Source organism: Haladaptatus pallidirubidus, assembly GCF_020700235.1.
Lineage (GTDB): Archaea > Halobacteriota > Halobacteria > Halobacteriales > Haladaptataceae > Haladaptatus > Haladaptatus pallidirubidus.
Genome location: NZ_CP085307.1, coordinates 406,601 through 423,494, shown reverse-complemented (window position 1 = coordinate 423,494; position 16,894 = coordinate 406,601). Strand labels below are relative to the sequence as shown.

Here is a 16,894-nt window from a genome sequence, read left to right as displayed (position 1 = left end):
AGCCAGTCTGGTATTCCTCTTGAAGGGGAAGCCCCGCCGTTTACGACGGAGAGGATGTCACGGATTTTTATTGCGAGTCGTCTATGCTTTCGTCTTGTTGTTTTGCATTTTCAGCGGGAGACGCTTGGTCAGCTGCTGAAGTTTCTGTAGGGGATTTTAAGTCTCGCTGTTCAGATCCATCTCCGTTCGTCGTTGCATACCAGTTTTCATTTGGATTTGGAATTGGATCGGTTGCAGTTGCTTGTGGCGTCAATTCGTGTCCGTGTATTAATTCCGATAAAATGATGCGGGTACTATGGACGAACAGTACGAGTAGAAGCGGCCCAAGGAACAGTCCATACCAACCGAATAGTAACGGACCAAAGATATATGCGAATAGCACGAGGCCAACGTGGAGATTCCGACCGGAGATGTACGGCCGCAATATTATTTCGGTGAGCCCATCAACGATCGTGGCTGTAATGAGTAGAAAAGCCACGGGGAACCAAATATAGAGTGGTTCTGACACCAATGCAATGCCTGCTAGATAAAGCCCGACTGGAACGTAGATGAGTTTCATTCCAACCACTGGAACTAGACTTGCAAGCCCCGTCAATAGCCCGAACATAACCGCTGCTGGAATAGCAAGCCCAGGAGGAGCAACCACATTGAGGGCCATATACGTGATCGAAGCAATGATAGCTACCACAAAGGCATTCAAAATATTGCCGAAGTAGATCGTCTGAAGATCAGTATCAACTGCCTCTAAGAAGGCGTGTGTTGCACTGTCTGAATTGCTAATTTGTGATGTGAACCAATTCGCAAGCTTCTGATCGTCTCGAAGAAGATAGAACGCAATCGCGAGTGCAATGAAGACGTGTAAAAGACCGACGACAATTGCACTCAGATATCCACCTGCTGATGTGAGTATCTTACTCATTGTCTGTGGACTGAGATACTGCGTAAGTTGCTGGGGATTTGAAAGCCACTGCTGCAATACTACCTGTGGATCCTGTGTCCCAATAACACGCTGCAGATATGGCCCAAGAAGTAATTGATATTGATCCAAATTTGACCCAAAGAGTTCATTCACCTGGTGAATACTCACGAGTACAGTATACGCGATCAGAAGTAATCCTGGGAACGCCAGCATACCGAGAGAAAGCCCGGCTGCGAGCGTTGGAGATCCCACACGATGTGTTAGCTGCCGGTACACGGGCCGCGTTGCATAGTAAACAAATAATCCGAGAATGATCGTACCCACGTACGTGTAGAGGATGTAGACGAAAAGTACGCCGAGGATGCTAAAGATCAACCACCAGGCGATCCTTTCCCGGTTTTGAGTGTTGTCGTGTTCCACTCATCAAACTTAGCGAGGCAACATCGTAAGTACAACGACTGGCACATTGCGTGATGAGGTCAATAGAAAAGCGATCGTTCACCATAGTGAAACGAGGCATACTGTGACACGATCAGCCGTGCACCGTGCGTCGGTTTCCGCTTGGCAAGTTAGAAAACCAGTAGATGGATGTCGCGGCTATCAGCACTCTATAATGAGTTCAAAACGGCGATTTTGCTCGATGCATCTAAGAAAGAAAGTAAAAGTAAATATCACTCGAGAACGGTGTGGAAAACAGGAGAGAAGTAGCTATCGACTCAATATCCTGGTGAAAGGATCCCAAACAGTCCTGGATTGATTATCTTACAGCTGAGGTTGATCGCATAAACTCCATTCTGGAGACAACCCAATTTAAGGATCTCTTTTCAACGGTTCGACCTGCCCTTGAAGAACATATTGAGAGCCTATCTGGTGAGTTCAAGCCGGTTATCGATCGTATCGATCAGTCGCTAGATATAGTCCTAGTCGACCCAGAAACGAGCGCCGTGACTGGATTGCTCGACTGGGGGCTTGGTCTCGCTGCGACCCCGGTCTATGACCTTGTGTTCGTCGAACAGAACTTAGGAGGTGACTACTGGACACTCAATCCAGAAACTCCGAATCATCAGATGACGATTCGATCAGCGATGCTCAATGGCTACCGCGAAGTGGGCTCCTCTCGATCATCGAACAGTTCCACAAAAACCATGAGTGCTATGCACTGTTCTCGAACCTCCACTCGATGCTCAACTTCGAGAACTGGTTCGATCAAGCTGCGACTAACTCCCCACGTGAGATGGCCGCCGATTCGCTCCGAATGAGGTTTGAGATAGCTGTGAGCTTTCGAAAAACATGACAATTAACCTCCCAATCAACTGCGCGGTCGCACATGAAGGTCAACGGCATGCTATCTACGAATCATTTTCATCATGAACGCTGTCCCTGATCGAACGAGAGAAATTAGTATCACGATGACTACGATTTATCCATATTGTGGAAACGAAGCAGTCAAGAAACGCATCACGAACAAACAAACAGAAAATGGTACAGCTAGCGCTATTTGTCCAACCTGTGGCTCAACATATCTGTTTTCCTATCTTCCGTTGCTATCGCTAGGGGTGCACCAGGTGCTGGGAAGACGATGACAGCGCGGCAACTAGCTGGGTCAGTTCCTGCCGTGGTTCTCGAATCGGACCTTGTTGGTGATATTGTTGACATGGACTGGACGACATATTGTGAAGCATGGCTTCGAATCTGTGCGTATAATCATCAGTTTGGACGATCAGCATTGCTCGCTGGGTCGAGAATCGGTCGCCCTGAGAAAGTAGTTGATAACTCTGAAACTTGTTATTTCCCCTCCATCGAACGCTGTATTCTCGTCTGTGATGGCGACGTACTTGCAGAGCGATTGTGTGAACGGCCCCAGTGGCGAGAGAATCTGGATTGGATTGACGCGCACGTTGAGCATAATCGGTGGTTCCGTGAACGGAGCCCAAATCACGACTTTACCGTGGTCGACACAACAGACCGCAGTATTGAGGACGTAGTGACGGTTGTCAGGGAATGGGCTGAAAAGATATTGAGTGACGTCCCGTCGTAATCCCGTGATTTCGTTCGTGTACTATCAACCGTTCGACGAAATTTCGAAATTTGCTACTAACCTCATAAGCGGAAGTGAACTCCCCCTGGAACCCCGAATCGATCGATGTGCAGCTCGGGGTGCAGGCGTAATCGGGAGTCAGGGCCTGATCGGAAAAGTCCAACAATATGAAGTTTTCAGGAGTGATGGTGGTCCACCATGCCGTCTCAAGTGCTCACGCGATCAGCCAGACGTCGAAACCCACTCCCCAGGACAAATCCAAACGCCCCAAGGACAATCCCTGCTCCTATAGCTGCATTCCATACCCTATTAAAGACCGGAAAAGGGAGGGAGAGACGGTAGATATGGCCGCGAGGAAGTTCCAGACAAAGAGTGGGCTGGCAGTCACGACTGCAAACAGTACACAGATCACAAAACCGTCGTTCAAATAGCGTAAATGGCTGTACTCACAATAATCATGCTTCCACAAAACGCGACCGAAAGTCCCCCTAAGATACTCGCACCCAACCCTCCGAACACTCCTGCAAACCAGGCAACTCCCAACAGAAGCATTCGGACGGAAATCGTTCGATTCTGCCCGAAGAGAATGTGTGTCGTGCGTGCTTCCATATGACGGAGATGTTTCTATTAGACAATAAGCTTCGTGAACAGTGAAATATCCCTTTTACACTTCTCCACGCACTCATTAAGCAAAAGTGGATTCACCCACCACCGCGCCCTCGAGGAAGCATGAAACCTATCCCTGCCAGTGAGCAATGTTTGACCGTCGGAACGGACAATGAAGCTGCATCGAGAATGAGACGCTTGGTGGATAATCTCCACCAGTCTGGCGCTTGAGGCCGAAAGTTTCACCGTATTTTCGATGATCTTGACGATATCGAGGAGTAGTGTTCATGAGGTTCTGTCCGACGTCTCCACCCCCGGATCATGTGACTCAAACCATTCTGTGAGCGATTCGAGCCGGTGAATTGCCCGACCAGGGCGTGAGATATTGTGGTGCTCGTCCTGGTAAACGATAAGTTTTGCTTCGACACCAGCTCGTTTTGCGCTGATGTAGAGCTGTTCGGCTTGTGATGGGGGGGTCCGCGAGTCGTTTTCCCCAGCGGTAATCAACAATGGCGTGCCAACCTGGTCGATTTCACGGAGACTCGACATCGTCTGGTAGATCTCCTCGTTCTCCCACGGCACACCAATATCATTGACATACCATTGGTGCATATCCCCTGTACCAAAGTAGCTGTAGAAGTCATAGATGCCGTGCTCGGGAGCCGCGGCGGCGAAGCGATCGTCTCGGGTCACAACGTGTAGTGTGTTGATCCCGCCCTGCGACAAGCCTGATACGAAGAGGCGAGTCGGATCGACCCAGCCCCGATCGATCAGATTGTCCACACCCGAGATAATATCGTCAGCCTCCCGCGGGCCCCAATCGCCCCGAATGGACTCTGAGAATGTTCGACCATACGATGTCGAGCCGCGGTAGTTCACATTGAGCACTGCATACCCTTGCCCAGTCCAGTACGCGTATTCAAAGTTGAAACTAGGCGCATCATACACTGTGGGACCACCGTGAATGTGGCAGATCAACGGAAGTGCTGGCGACGCATCATTCTCCTGGTCGACCTGTTCAGGAAGGTAGACCAACCCTTCGACCTCGTTACCATTAGTGTTCTCGAAGCGAACACGTTCACACAGCGGAAGGGATGTGTCGGTAAGGAGGTCATCGTTCAATTTGGTTAACCGTGTGGGCTCGACATCCTGATCGATGTCTGTCGTCTCGATCGTGAAGACGTCCAGCCCCTCATGTGGGTGGCTGAGTACGATCCCCGTTGTGTTGGGGCTCGCGTCAAAACTTGTAATCGTGCGATCGCTGCTCTGTGAGGCGAATACACGTTCTGGTGCGTCCTGGTTCGCGTCGAGGCGGACCAGTCGTGTACATGCCTTGTCACCGATCGGTACCAGGAGGGTATCATCGGCGATCCATTCAGCTGTCCCATTCCAACTAACCGTCCGATCGAGCGATTCTGACACCGACCGTGTCTCATGCGATTCAACATCTGCGACGTGGATCTCCATTGGACGATAGAAGTTCGCCGGATGCCGCACGCAATACGACAGAAGTGCTCCGTCGAGTGACCATCGCAGCCCCTGTGCTATGACGTCACCGTCAGTTAGTGTCTGTCGGTTAGACCCATCCGACGCAATGGTGTGCACGTCGAGGGCGTAAGTTTCCTCTGGGTTTTCCCCATAATATGCAACGTAGGCGATCTGATCTCTAGATCCCCACGTGGGTTGGAGTCCGACACGCGGTTCATAGGCTCCTTGACCGTATGCGTTGTCTAGACGGGTCACCTCTCCGCGAGTGGCACCCTGTACGTCGCTCTCAACGACGAAAAGGTACGTCGTCACGTCATCGAGAAACCCAGCTCCGTCTTGCTTGTGTTGGAGCCGTGTGATTTCGTAGGGTTCGTTGTCCTCGCGAAGACCGTCAAGGTAGACTTGCTGGGCATCGGTGGGATCACGCGCAGACACAACGAATCGATCTCCGGTTGGTGACCAGTCAAACTCGCGTACACCTTCTTCAAATGCTGTTACCTGGCGGGCGTCGCCACCCATGTCAAGGTCGAATGTCCAAATTTGAGACTTCGGCTCTTCGTTTTCCAACCGGTTAACAGCATCTTCAGCGTTGTCCGCATTTTCATCGTACTCAGCGTCACTATTCCTGCCAACTATGAGTGCGACATCTCGCTCACGAGTTGCGAGAAACGCAAGACGGTCACCATTCGGAGCCCACTTTGGAGAAGTCGCATCAGCGACACGAGTCAATCGGTGAGGCTCTCTATTTCCATCCGTGGATGCAACGAACAGCGAGCGGCGATACTCGTCTTCGTCCGGATCAGACTCAGTGACGATGAAGGCCATGTAATCGCCGTCCGGGGAAACAGCCACATCGCTTGGTCGCCGAAGATCGTATAGATTGGGTGGTGTAAGTGGGTCAGACACGGATGGAATATGGGTACTCATATTAATAGCCGTATCTATGCGAATTTTGAGTGTGACTGTTATGTCCGCCAAAAATATTATCGAATTCTTATATATGGTCGATCAAAGTTGGTCTGGAAATCAATGCTGTTGGTGCCTTAATCGTTGGAGAGGAGGGAATTCTTGTGAAAAGCTCTGGAGCAATCTTCGACCGACTAGAAGTCACTGTCCACTCCGAAATCGAAGCGATACGAAAAGCGTTTGCAGCACTCGAATCGTCCCAATTGAATGGATACTGGCTTTACTCAACTCACGAACCATGCCAAATGTGTATAATTTCCCACTTTTGGGCGCCCAGTTAGATGGCGTCGTGTACGCTGCGACTAATGCCGATATACCCGACAATTGGGGCACGATATTCTCCACGATGGGCGCCAGTGACATCCGCGATACTGATCGCTTCAATTACCACCTCTCAATGCTTCGAGAGCGATTTGTCCGTGAAACCGACGACGGGTATGACCTCGGGCATGCTGGTGAGTGGGTCATTCTAGCAGCTGCTGATGTCGATCCCGAGAATACTCGTGTACTCGCCGAAGCAACCGAAGGCTCAGAGAATAATGTGTGCCCAGTCTGTAATGAGAAGGAGTGTAACCGACTTATCCACGTTCATCTTGCCAGGCGATAGCTGACATTCGTCTTCTGGATGCGACGTATCGTCTCCGAATCTAGTAGACTAACTCACAGATTGAGATCCAGTATTAGAGGTGAGTTGCGGTCGCCGATGCGATCTCAATACCGATTAGTGAGCTTGGCGGCTCACCGGTGAGGGATTGGCGATAGTATTCTGGCCATCTCTTCCCACTACACCGTTATCAACACGTACGGAGCTCCTAGCGCCGTTTACGGAAGATCAATATTACCCAGAGGTGAATTCACCAAGTCCTGATTGTTCGTGCTCCCGTGGCTCAATGACCGCTGGATCATCGTGGCTCGGATTGTTGACTTGCGTCGAGATCTCATAGGCAGCCAAGTCATCACGAGAATACGGTTGGCACAACGCTTCGCGCTCGTCTGAATCAGCCGAAAGCCAGCGATCTTCATCATCACTCGCAAGCACAACAGGCATGCGATTGTGGATGGGTTTCATCACCTCGTTGGGTTCGGTCGTCAGAATGGTCACACAGGGAATCGCTTGCTCGTTATTCTCCCAGACTTCCCAAAGGCCAGCCATTGCGAAGGCTGGAGTGTCCTCGCGATACACGCGATACGGTTGTTTCGGCCCACCGTTCTGTTGTTGCCATTCGTAGAATCCCGACGACAGGACAAGACAGGGCCGTGACTCCCACGCATCTTGGAATACTCGTTTTTCATCCGCTGTTTCGGAGCGAGCATTGATGATTCCTTCTTCGGGCTCGTCAGCCCAGAATGGAATGAGTCCCCAGTGGTACTGGTCGATCTCGTCGGTTGCCTCGTTCGTGATGACTTCTAACGGCTCTCCAGGAGCGATATTGTATCGCGGTGTATACCCGCCATCAGTGACGATCCGTGCGTCGAAGCGGTCTTCGAGGTCGTGTTGCTGGATAAAGAGTGCAGTTCGCCCACACATAGCTCAGATATGTGCTACAGACCCATCAACGCATCGGGGAAGAGGCAGTCGAAGCTATTCTCAACATGTGGTACGACCGAGAATCACTTGTGGAATCCCCTGGTCGGAACTATCCTCTTAGCCCCTGACCTTTGGTTTGACTTTGGTCTCATTGCCTCTGCCATTCTACCACACATTATTTATCATATATTAAATACTACATAGATATATAATAACAATAATACCATAGGTTTCAGTTACAGATAGTCCACAAGGCACGTGAAGCTGATTTTCTGCTCCCTATCTCATAAGTGGTAGACTCGGTATGTTGCCGTCCTTTAGGGAGCAAATTTTGTAAACCAAACGTGCAACTCCTTCAATAGGAAGTCAATCTTGGTGAGTTCCAGCTAGAACGAATAGTAGTATGAGAACAATGGTGCTGAAGCAATGGACAGTTGGCTCAATGGTCGATAGATCTAATTGGATTCTCTCGAAAAGGACTAAGATGACACGAATTGCATTGATTGCTCATGACGAGGAGAAACCGGAGATCATCGATCTTGTATATGAGTATCAGGAGATGCTTTCGACCATCGATTTAGTTGGGACAGGGACGACTGGCAAACGCATTACTGAAGAGACTGGATTGGAAGTCGAACGAAAGAAATCGGGACCACTTGGTGGAGATTTAATGATCGGTGCTGAAATTGCTGAGAACAGCCTCGATGGCGTTGTATTCCTCCGCGATCCTCTTACGGCTCAACCCCACGAACCCGATATTTCCGCGCTGTTGCGCATTTGTGACGTGCACGACACACCGCTTGCTACGACCCGTTCCTCTGCCGAGTTCCTACTGGATGGTCTAGCTCGCCAATTTGATTGAGTTCGACATCGCAGAGGGTGGAGCCACGAGGGGAATCTTCTGAAACTTCGAATGCAACGATAGTCGTTAAAAACTTTGCCTGAGATTATCAACTCTTTGCACTGCTTTAATGAGTAGTATTGTATCCAGTAGATGATCAGCTTGTATTATAAGTAAACTACCCCGCCCTACTCGCTCCCTTACGCGGTGCGCTCGGTCGCTCCTTGAGGGCGGGGCTTTGGCCCGTCACTGGGTTCCAGCCCCCGACCCCGTGCGGGACGCGGCTCGACTACATGGCGGCAGGACAGGCACACGGAGGGGATTCCTGCGTGGTTTTCTGTCCCGTGGTCTTCGTCCGAAGCCGCCTCACATCGATTTAATTCAGCGTGTTCCTCGCGTTCAATCCGTGGGACTGTTCTGTGCCACGTTTCACGGTCGTCAGTTCCGCTGTTCAGGGCCGGTCTACAGCGGCCCCTACCAAGCGTCCGTTTTGGCCGCTTAGTAGTATTGTACAAAACGCCACGAGAGAGCCTCACTCTTTCGATACGGGCGGAAGAAAACAAAGACGGGAGTTTCCTCCCCACCCTACGCGCGAAGCGCGTTGAGGATGGGGCCTCCACTCCCTGCATTTCAGGTGAAATCAGCCCGGTCGCCGCCCTCCAGGAAGCAGATCTCGTTTGGACGATGAGCCAGCATTGTCCAAATTCCAGATTGGCCACCTCTATCGTCTCAGATTTGAAAGAGGCCAACAATATTCGAATATTGTCGATACGTTGCCTTCGCAACCGTCGTTGCTGTATTCAGCCGCTGTCTCCCGTAGGTATCACAAGGAGTGATGAGCGAATGAGACGAAGGAATGAATGTTTGAATTCCTGAAGCTAGTCACACCACTCGACCTCGGATAGCCACCCAGAGACGACGACTACACCGCGTTGGCAGCTTCGAAGGCGTTGCGAACCCCATTGCTCGGCGCGAGTACGTCTAGTTCGTGTTGGATGTTCAAGTCCGAGTCCAACTCCCCACGACGTTGCAGGGCGGCCAGTCGAGCGAGATAGGAGAGTCGGAACAGCCAAACGACGTGATCAACGTCATCAGCTGATTTGATATGGAACGTCGTCGCGTTCGAGTCTGGAACCACGTGGTGTTCCTTTGTTTGACCCTCCTCGATCAGCTGGTCTCGGAGCGGTTTCGGATACTCAATATCTGCCAGTTTGGGTGAAGATGACCAATTTCGCTGCCAGCGATGGTGAAGTTCGTTGAATTGAACTGGCCTTCGCCCAGTTCGATGTGTGGCCATGACACGACCACCTCGATGATCTGATCGCTCGGTCCCAAAGACCGAGCGGACTCGTCGTCTTGCATGTCAAGCACCCTTAGGTACCATAGGGTGGGCAACGAGATAGCTGTTGTTCGTCGCTAGACCTCACGCGAATTGTCCGTCGTACTCTGGGTATCCTGTACGTGGTTCGTGGAAAATCCTGCCAGGACTGGAGCTACCCTCTCCGGCGCGACCCTGAGAGACTCGTCCTCAAGCGTCCGTCGTGTCGCGTGCGATATCGTTGTCTCTAGCGCGTCGGTCGATGGCTGCTAAGCCGGTTCGGGCAGGGAGACCGACTGGTTCGTATGGAACGATGTGACAGAACAGACTCCAGGGACCAGATCAAGTCCTTCGACAAATCCTGTTCGGACGAGTGACTTTAGAACAGACGCCAAGCTGTTTCGGAAATCGGTTTGAGAAGAACCTCTATCGTGTCGCAATGATAGTAACCAATAACCTAGCATGATCGGTATTTTGGAAAAGTAACTGTGGTGTTCATTATCGAGGTGTCACGTCTGTCGCGCGTTTCATTGGGAGCATCGCGATCACACCAAACACCAGATCGAAGACGAGGAGACCGATGATTGATGGCCATCGTTCAGCCCAGATCCATCCATCCGAGCATAAGCGTTCGAACCGTCTCGACGCCGTCGGTCGCTGAATTGAACGCGCTCACGATTTGCATCCACACAGGGAGCAAGGTTTCCGGGAGGAACGCCGTGCTTACGAACAACAGCGGTAGCGCAAGAAAGTTTGTGACGAGAATCGCTACGTCCTCATTCTGGGTTATCAGCGCGACAATTTTCGAGAGCGCAGCGAACCCGAGACTGAACAGGAGCGCGATAGCAATATAGTTCAAAACAAATGCATGTGCAAGGTATATTCGTTCGCGTCAGTGGTGTCGAGAGTGAGAGGCACACTGCTGACCGGTCGACAGCTACTGGATGGGGGAGATACGAATCAGCTCCACCGAAGAAATAGTCGATAATCTCCTCGCTTTAGGAGATCCAGGCGCGAATTGAAAGGATGACGGGAGAGGTCAGCGTTATAGAGCCATCCATAGGAAAATATAATCAAAGCTGTTGGAAATATAAACGGCTACGGTATACTGATTCCATCAATCAATTGCCCTTCCCGTGAAGGGCGAACCAGCCAGGATCGACTTCAAGAGGTTCGAGTCCTGAGCGTGAGATCTATCGGTTATCATACCCGCTTATTCCGTAGGAAATGTGGTCTCCCATCGGGAGTTTCCTAACTTCCCTTCCTGTTCAACCGCTTGTAAGTCAATATACTTCCTTTCACAGAATTGACTGACGACGATATTCTTTTTAGGGAGATCAATTCACCAGTAAAAAGGAGACGCCGATCAATCCCTTGTCGAGTTCTTCGATTCCTTCATCGGAGGACGATTGCAACATAATCGAGGGCGATCAGTGTGGGTCGGTGCCGATCTTGTGAGCGTGCTCAGCGGTCACAGATGGTACACCATTCGAGGAAGGGTAGGTGTGCTGGCCATGCTCTGACGTTGGTTATTCGGCATCGGGTTTTGATCTGTCGTGGTCACATCTGCCGCCAAACTCACAGGTACATTGAACCGCTAGAGAACTTGCGCCAATACGTCTCGGAGAAGATATGGGTCAAGACCGAGCTCTCCAACCAACCATCAGTGCTATCGATGAAAATAAAATCATCGCTTATTGGCTTGTAGCCCGGCGGTTTCAGCGCCTCAAGCGCCCTTCTTGTTCGGGTACAAATTGAACTCGAATGATTCCTCTTTGTCGCCACTCCACTTGTCGAGATATGGTGAATACGTGGTTATCTCCGCATTGTATGTTTGTGTGTTTACCGTCAAAAGGCGGAACCAGCCATCCCCACCGTTATCGATCGTTTGGTAATCCATGAACATCTGAGTGGTACGATTGCCTTTTGCATGGGCAGTACGTCGTGCAACGTATGGGCCAGTGATATGGTGCCCAGAGTGAACATTCGCAAGATTCTCGTGGTACCGCAATTCAGATTGCCACATCTGCTCTCCGTTGTTATAGTTGCTGCCTTCAGGGAGGCCTCCACCTTCGTACCAGTTCGGGGCGAAGTTGTCGTTCGCATCCGTTCTGGTGCCGTCGTGATACGTGTATGTATGTGTGACGAGAATCGCCGTCGCGTCAGCATAGGTTTCCAGAAGTTGTCCGGCCCACTTCAACGCCGCGTCACGCGGTCCGAACTCCAGCGTGAGGAAGAGAAATCGTTCTCCATGGATCTCTTGGAGGAAATACGCGTTTTCGGCATATCCTTCGAACGTCCCCCAGTCGAGGATCGTCTCGTTGCTCTGTGTGATCTCCTTGTAGCGGGTCGCCGGGAACCGACTGCGGAAGGTTTGGGGATTTCGAATATTGTCCGCGTCGTGGTTCCCAAGCGACAGCACGGTTGGGACATTCGCGTCGTCCATTCTGCTGATTGCATCTTGTGCAACATCCCATTCAGCATCGTTGTCTGATCCGTAACTCTGCACGATGTCCCCTTCGTGCAGAAACATCTGGATATTGTACTGCTCCTTATTATCGGCGACCCACTGTCCCATCTGCTCAAAGATGCCATTATCCTGCTGTGCATAGTACTGCGTATCCGGGAAGATCGCAATGCTGAACTCGGTGCTAGAGTCGACAGTTGGTTCGCTACTCCCACTCGCACGCTGCGCTGCAGTTCGGTGACTTGCCGTGAGCCCCAGTCCGCCAAGGCCGCCGACTAACGCCAGTGTCTGGCGTCGCGTTGCAGACGGTGCGTTCCGCTGATTCGATTCTGCGGCACTCTCTGTGTGCGTTTCTGACATCGATTTCGCAGATGAATGCCTGTTTGATAGCCCTTTATAATAATGATATTTACGAGAAATAATACTCTATAGAATACTGGGCATCTCGTCCAGTTCCACATCGTCGAACGGTTGGCGTTCGACGCACAGCAGTACCTCGCGGATCGCGAGGCTGGAACACTTTAACCCATAGAGAACTACTATACGGGTGAACCGATTCCGCTCTCGGAGAACCAGCAGGGCTGGCACGGTTTCGTCGCTGCCCGCCCCAACGAGATTACTCAAATCAAAGCCCATTTCGGCGAAATCGAGGCAGGCGGGGTGTCGTACTTTGCTGACTACGAAGGTAAGTACCCGTGGCATTGCTACATCCTCGAACATGAGGATCACGAGATGATGCGCCCCTACGTGGTCGGATAATACACCCTCCGACTTCCATTGCGATTCTTTGATGAGGGCACTGCTTCAAGCGTATTGCTAACTGCTTATCGCGACTTGCACTACAGACTCAGATAGTCTGCTTTACTCCATACTAAATCGCCACTACGGATGTGCGCCCACGGCCAATTCGGTGAAAATTAAAAGCATGACTTTCGCAATTGGACGAGTTCATTGGCAGTCAGAGACATTTCCCTGGCAGTGTGGCAGGACGATAACGCTGCTGCAATCCAAAATCGGCGTTGAGAGCGACCCTGAAGCGAAAGTCAACCCCTGTCGAAACTGGATTAACGCTAATTTTCGGGGCGCGGAGCAGCCTTCTGGAGCGCGGTCTCGGCGATGTTGCCGCCGTAGTCCGCACTCCGGAATAGTGAGTCCACGACGAGACTCAGGTTCTGGGCACGTTGGGCGTCCATCTCGCGGATGAGGTCGTCCACGGCGCGGGTGTACTCGTCGATGCCACGGATCTGTTCGAGGGCGTCGTTGGCGAGGCGGATGGCCTCCTCGCCATCGTCTTCGAGGAGGGCGTCCATCGCCAATTCCACGATCTCGGCGGATTTGGTGTGTAGCTCTTCGAGCGAGTCGGCGACTTCGTCTGGAATCTTGTCGAGTTCGGACGAGAGTTGACCGATTTTGGCGGCGTGATCCGCGATGCGCTCCAGCTGGCGGGCGCTGGAGTAGTAGTTGAAACAGGTCTCGCGAGACAGGTCGATGTCGGCGGCGGTGCTGGGATTGCGAAGCACCGACCGGAACACGCGCGAAATCATGAACCAGAGTCGATCCACATCGTTGTCTCGCTCGATGACGTCGGTGGCGAGGTCGTCGTTGTTCTCGACCAGTGCCGTCACCATGTCATCCAGCATCGTCACCGCGACGAGGCGCATCCGGGTGATGGCGTTAAGAACCGACAGCTCCGAGGAGTCCAGCAGGTCTTGCACGACCACCCGGTCGCTGGTTTCCTCGATGATCTCCAGACCAACGAGGCCCTGCGTAGCGTCACGAACGGTTCGACGCTGATTGGACGTTACCTGAGTTGCTTCGAGGTTGATGATGTCGAATCCGCTGACGTACAGCGTGAACACGGTTCGCGTGAGCTGCGATCCTTCGAGGTCAGTGATGTCGACGGTCCCTTCGACCGTGTCCTCAGCCGTTCGGGGTGAGAGCAGAAGCGAGTCGCCCTCGGGATGGAACTCGACCTGGTCGCCCGCCTCGATGCCGTTCTCGGTTACCCAGTCCTTGGGAATCGAAACCGTAAGCGTCGACCCGCCTGTGGCCTGAACCTTCCGTGTCTCCATATCTCGAAGCCCACTGTGAAACCCGATAAAGCCACTCAAATACAAATACAAGTAACGTACCGATGACATACGGCCACAGTAAATAGAGGCGTTGAAGATGATGACGGTGCTCGGCACGTGGCGCGTCTGGGAGAGGCCAGCTGCAGCGTGTGACTCCCACGGTCACCGAGGTCGACACGAAGCACACTTTCTCCTCCCCTACAATCACCCGATCGAGGAGCACCTTGCTCGCCTCGTGGAACCTAACGACTCCGCCCTCGTCCCGGACGGTGGATGGGTGCCAGGCAGGGAAACCCAGAGCGCCATCCAACCGGAGACAAATACGGTCTCGGCAGAACCGTCAGCCGATGAACTATCGTCCTCCCTGCAGCACTCCCAAAAGCGGAGATGGCGACGGCACTCCCCGAAGCGGGTGGGATCTATCTCTTCATTGATCGGGCGATAGGGCCATTGTAGGTACCATTCCGGGAATTGGCGCCTGGTTCTCGCTTGTGTCTAAGAGTGCATTTGCCCTTGTCGGTTCGGGGCATACCTCCTCCTGCTTATCAATATCTCAACCGGTTTGCTTACATTCGTTGGGATTGGACTTGGGGTTCTTTTCCCCATCGTCAATATTGTTGGTGTCAAGCAAGCCGGTCGATTGCAGGCAGGGATCGTCAGTTTTGTTCTTCTCGTACTCAACCATGATGTCTGTGAGAAATAGTGTCACACTGTGCGATATCAGGCTCTATTATAAACGTTCATGCACGCAACTTCTCGTTCTTAACGTGATGTCAGATGAATTTACTCGCCGCGATGCAATTGCTATGCTAACGATTACTGGCTTGGGAGGTATTGCAAGCACCCCAGCGACAGCCCGTCTGGGGAAACGTGATGACGAGCACGAGGATGAACCAACGCTCAACCGCCTGGCAACCACGGTTCGAGATGCAGAAATCACCGGGATGTATCTCACCCAACCCGGCCAATTTTTCTTCAACATCCAACACCCAAGCGATGCGAACGACAAACCGTATAATAAGGGCACTGTCGGAGCACTCGTCAACACAAATCTGAACACGCTTCCTCAGGATTTCGCAAGCGTACAGGTTCCCGACAACAAAGAAGAAGCAGAAACGGTTCACACTGCCGTCGGCCAGTATCAAGCGCTAGCGAATGGTGGCGACGAGACCGATAACGGAAAGAAACTCGGTATCCCATATTCGGCGGACGGTAAACCGATGACGGACGGGAACAGCCCCGATTATAACGGATTCATCCCCGGCGATCATCCGAACGAGGGCTATCTTTTCACGAATTGGGAGACGCGACCTGGGATGGTTAGCAGACTCCACCTTCGAATGCGCGGTCGACAGGGAAAAAGCACGAATCACCAATGGGAGGTTCTCGGGAGCCAGAACCTCAACTTCCGTGATGTTGAAGGCACCTGGAACAACTGCTTCGGAACCGTTACGCCATGGAACACACCACTGTCCTCCGAAGAATACGAGCCGAGTGCCGCCCAGTGGTACAACCCTGTAAACGGCGCGCGCGAGCGAATGTCGGAGTATCTTGGCCGTACGGCGAATCCGTATCGATACGGCTATGTCATCGAAATAGATGAACCGACTGGCGATGCAACGCCCGTCAAGCAATTCGCAATGGGCCGATTCTCGCACGAGAACGCTGTCGTGATGTCCGACCGGCAAACGGCGTACCTGAGCGACGATGGCACCGGGACGGTCTTTTTCAAGTTCGTGGCGGACACCCCCGGCGATCTCTCCGCCGGGAAGCTCTACGCCGCGAAAGCAACTCAAGACGCCGGAAACGACGTCGCTACCACAGGGTTCGATCTCGAATGGATCGAACTCGCCCACGGCACGAACAAGCAAATCGAATCGTGGATCGCTGAGTATGACGACCAAGAACCGGGAGCGAATGTCGATTACATCAGTGACGAAGAAGTTAGACAGTGGGCGCGTGGAAATACAGACGATGATCGAGCTGCGTTCCTCGAGTCCCGGAAAGCGGCCGCCGCGAAGGGTGCGACGAACGAGTTCCGCAAGATGGAAGGGGTAAACATCAAGCGGAACGCCAAGCCCGGCAACTATCTGTACATGGCGATGTCGAATACGAACAAGACGATGCTCTCAAACGAGGATGCATCGTCTGGTAACGACGACCCGCAAGACGAAATCCAACTCGAGGGCAATGAGTGGGGTGCAGTCTATCGGATGCAACTCGGTGCTGACTACAACGTAAGTCGAATGGAACCGGTCGTGACGGGAGGGCCGAACGCGAACATCTGTGGTGGATGTCCCTACGATGCTCAGCCTAACTCGGCGAGTACTGTCTGCCAAGACTGTGAACACAACCCCACAAAGGAGGACGAGAGTGGCATTGTGGGTAAGGGCATGACATCAATGAAGCAGGCATTTTCGAGCCAAGAGAGCTATGATCCCGAGAATACAATCTCCGAGCCCGATAATATCGTCGTGATGGACGATGGTCGAGTGATTATCGGTGAGGACACCGGTAATGAAGGCCACGACCCGCCGAATATGATCTGGGTCTACAACCCAAATTGACCGTTGCTCCTTAGAGTCCTCAAGACCAAACTCTGACTTCCATCTTACCAAAATTACATTATATATAATAAAATATATTAGTAT

At 52.1% G+C, this 16,894-nt stretch carries 13 protein-coding genes and 1 pseudogene; 6 read left to right on the top strand and 8 right to left on the bottom strand.

Annotated elements, in window-relative coordinates; genetic code table 11:
* Positions 1–67: 67 nt before the first annotated feature.
* Together LIX15_RS31715 and LIX15_RS31710 are read right to left on the bottom strand one after the other, a co-directional pair.
* Complete coding sequence (locus tag LIX15_RS31715) at positions 68–1,339, bottom strand: AI-2E family transporter (protein ID WP_227778809.1); 1,272 nt, start codon at positions 1,337–1,339, stop codon at positions 68–70.
* 2,509 nt (positions 1,340–3,848) lie between these two features.
* Positions 3,849–5,903, bottom strand: a complete 2,055-nt coding sequence (locus tag LIX15_RS31710) for a S9 family peptidase (RefSeq protein WP_368410741.1) — start codon at positions 5,901–5,903, stop codon at positions 3,849–3,851.
* A 110-nt stretch (positions 5,904–6,013) separates the two neighbouring features.
* Between LIX15_RS31710 and LIX15_RS33570 the strand changes: the two genes are divergently transcribed.
* Together LIX15_RS33570 and LIX15_RS31700 are read left to right on the top strand one after the other, a co-directional pair.
* The gene (locus LIX15_RS33570) at positions 6,014–6,298 is read left to right on the top strand and encodes a deaminase (RefSeq protein ID WP_368410766.1); all 285 of its coding nucleotides are present in this window, start codon (positions 6,014–6,016) and stop codon (positions 6,296–6,298) included.
* 65 nt (positions 6,299–6,363) lie between these two features.
* Entirely contained in the window at positions 6,364–6,624 is a 261-nt protein-coding gene (locus tag LIX15_RS31700; protein ID WP_227778806.1) for a DUF7347 domain-containing protein, read from the top strand.
* Positions 6,625–6,855: 231 nt separating this feature from the next.
* On the opposite strand, the gene LIX15_RS31695 is transcribed toward LIX15_RS31700, so the two are convergent.
* Positions 6,856–7,545, bottom strand: a complete 690-nt coding sequence (locus LIX15_RS31695; RefSeq protein WP_227778805.1) for an SOS response-associated peptidase — start codon at positions 7,543–7,545, stop codon at positions 6,856–6,858.
* Between the two features lie 484 nt (positions 7,546–8,029).
* Between LIX15_RS31695 and LIX15_RS31690 the strand changes: the two genes are divergently transcribed.
* Positions 8,030–8,407, top strand: a complete 378-nt coding sequence (locus LIX15_RS31690; RefSeq protein ID WP_227778803.1) for a methylglyoxal synthase — start codon at positions 8,030–8,032, stop codon at positions 8,405–8,407.
* A 901-nt stretch (positions 8,408–9,308) separates the two neighbouring features.
* Here the strand turns inward: LIX15_RS31690 and LIX15_RS31685 are convergent.
* The 4 genes from LIX15_RS31685 to LIX15_RS31670 all read right to left on the bottom strand — a co-directional run bounded on the left by LIX15_RS31685 (position 9,309) and on the right by LIX15_RS31670 (position 12,873).
* Entirely contained in the window at positions 9,309–9,683 is a 375-nt protein-coding gene (locus tag LIX15_RS31685) for a luciferase domain-containing protein (RefSeq protein ID WP_265338469.1), read from the bottom strand.
* A gap of 619 nt (positions 9,684–10,302) precedes the next feature.
* Positions 10,303–10,563, bottom strand: a complete 261-nt coding sequence (locus LIX15_RS31680; RefSeq protein ID WP_227778801.1) for an ABC transporter permease — start codon at positions 10,561–10,563, stop codon at positions 10,303–10,305.
* 867 nt (positions 10,564–11,430) lie between these two features.
* Complete coding sequence (locus LIX15_RS31675) at positions 11,431–12,531, bottom strand: metallophosphoesterase (protein WP_227778800.1); 1,101 nt, start codon at positions 12,529–12,531, stop codon at positions 11,431–11,433.
* Between the two features lie 66 nt (positions 12,532–12,597).
* Entirely contained in the window at positions 12,598–12,873 is a 276-nt protein-coding gene (locus LIX15_RS31670) for a hypothetical protein (protein WP_227779311.1), read from the bottom strand.
* Here LIX15_RS31670 and LIX15_RS33565 point away from each other — a divergent pair.
* On the top strand, positions 12,832–12,930 hold the full coding sequence (locus LIX15_RS33565; RefSeq protein WP_227778799.1) for a multicopper oxidase domain-containing protein: 99 nt from the start codon (positions 12,832–12,834) through the stop codon (positions 12,928–12,930). The genes LIX15_RS31670 and LIX15_RS33565 overlap by 42 nt on opposite strands.
* A 311-nt stretch (positions 12,931–13,241) precedes the next feature.
* Here the strand turns inward: LIX15_RS33565 and LIX15_RS31660 are convergent, their stop codons facing one another.
* On the bottom strand, positions 13,242–14,243 hold the full coding sequence (locus LIX15_RS31660; RefSeq protein WP_227778797.1) for a phosphate uptake regulator PhoU: 1,002 nt from the start codon (positions 14,241–14,243) through the stop codon (positions 13,242–13,244).
* Positions 14,244–14,597: 354 nt separating this feature from the next.
* Between LIX15_RS31660 and LIX15_RS33940 the strand changes: the two are divergent.
* Together LIX15_RS33940 and LIX15_RS31655 are read left to right on the top strand one after the other, a co-directional pair.
* Positions 14,598–14,913 (top strand): annotated as a pseudogene (locus LIX15_RS33940) (amino acid permease); the annotation flags it as partial.
* 100 nt (positions 14,914–15,013) lie between these two features.
* The gene (locus tag LIX15_RS31655) at positions 15,014–16,810 is read left to right on the top strand and encodes a PhoX family protein (protein WP_227778795.1); all 1,797 of its coding nucleotides are present in this window, start codon (positions 15,014–15,016) and stop codon (positions 16,808–16,810) included.
* The last annotated feature ends 84 nt before the right edge of the window (positions 16,811–16,894 follow it).

Excerpts from the sequence above, each read along its gene's own strand:
- LIX15_RS31660 (WP_227778797.1), bottom strand. The coding sequence starts at position 14,243 with ATGGAGACACGGAAGGTTCAGGCCACAGGCGGGTCGACGCTTACGGTT.
- LIX15_RS31700 (WP_227778806.1), top strand. The coding sequence starts at position 6,364 with ATGGGCGCCAGTGACATCCGCGATACTGATCGCTTCAATTACCACCTC.
- LIX15_RS31655 (WP_227778795.1), top strand. The coding sequence starts at position 15,014 with ATGTCAGATGAATTTACTCGCCGCGATGCAATTGCTATGCTAACGATT.
- LIX15_RS31675 (WP_227778800.1), bottom strand. The coding sequence starts at position 12,531 with ATGTCAGAAACGCACACAGAGAGTGCCGCAGAATCGAATCAGCGGAAC.
- LIX15_RS31670 (WP_227779311.1), bottom strand. The coding sequence starts at position 12,873 with ATGCCACGGGTACTTACCTTCGTAGTCAGCAAAGTACGACACCCCGCC.
- LIX15_RS31685 (WP_265338469.1), bottom strand. The coding sequence starts at position 9,683 with ATGGCCACACATCGAACTGGGCGAAGGCCAGTTCAATTCAACGAACTT.
- LIX15_RS31690 (WP_227778803.1), top strand. The coding sequence starts at position 8,030 with ATGACACGAATTGCATTGATTGCTCATGACGAGGAGAAACCGGAGATC.
- LIX15_RS31695 (WP_227778805.1), bottom strand. The coding sequence starts at position 7,545 with ATGTGTGGGCGAACTGCACTCTTTATCCAGCAACACGACCTCGAAGAC.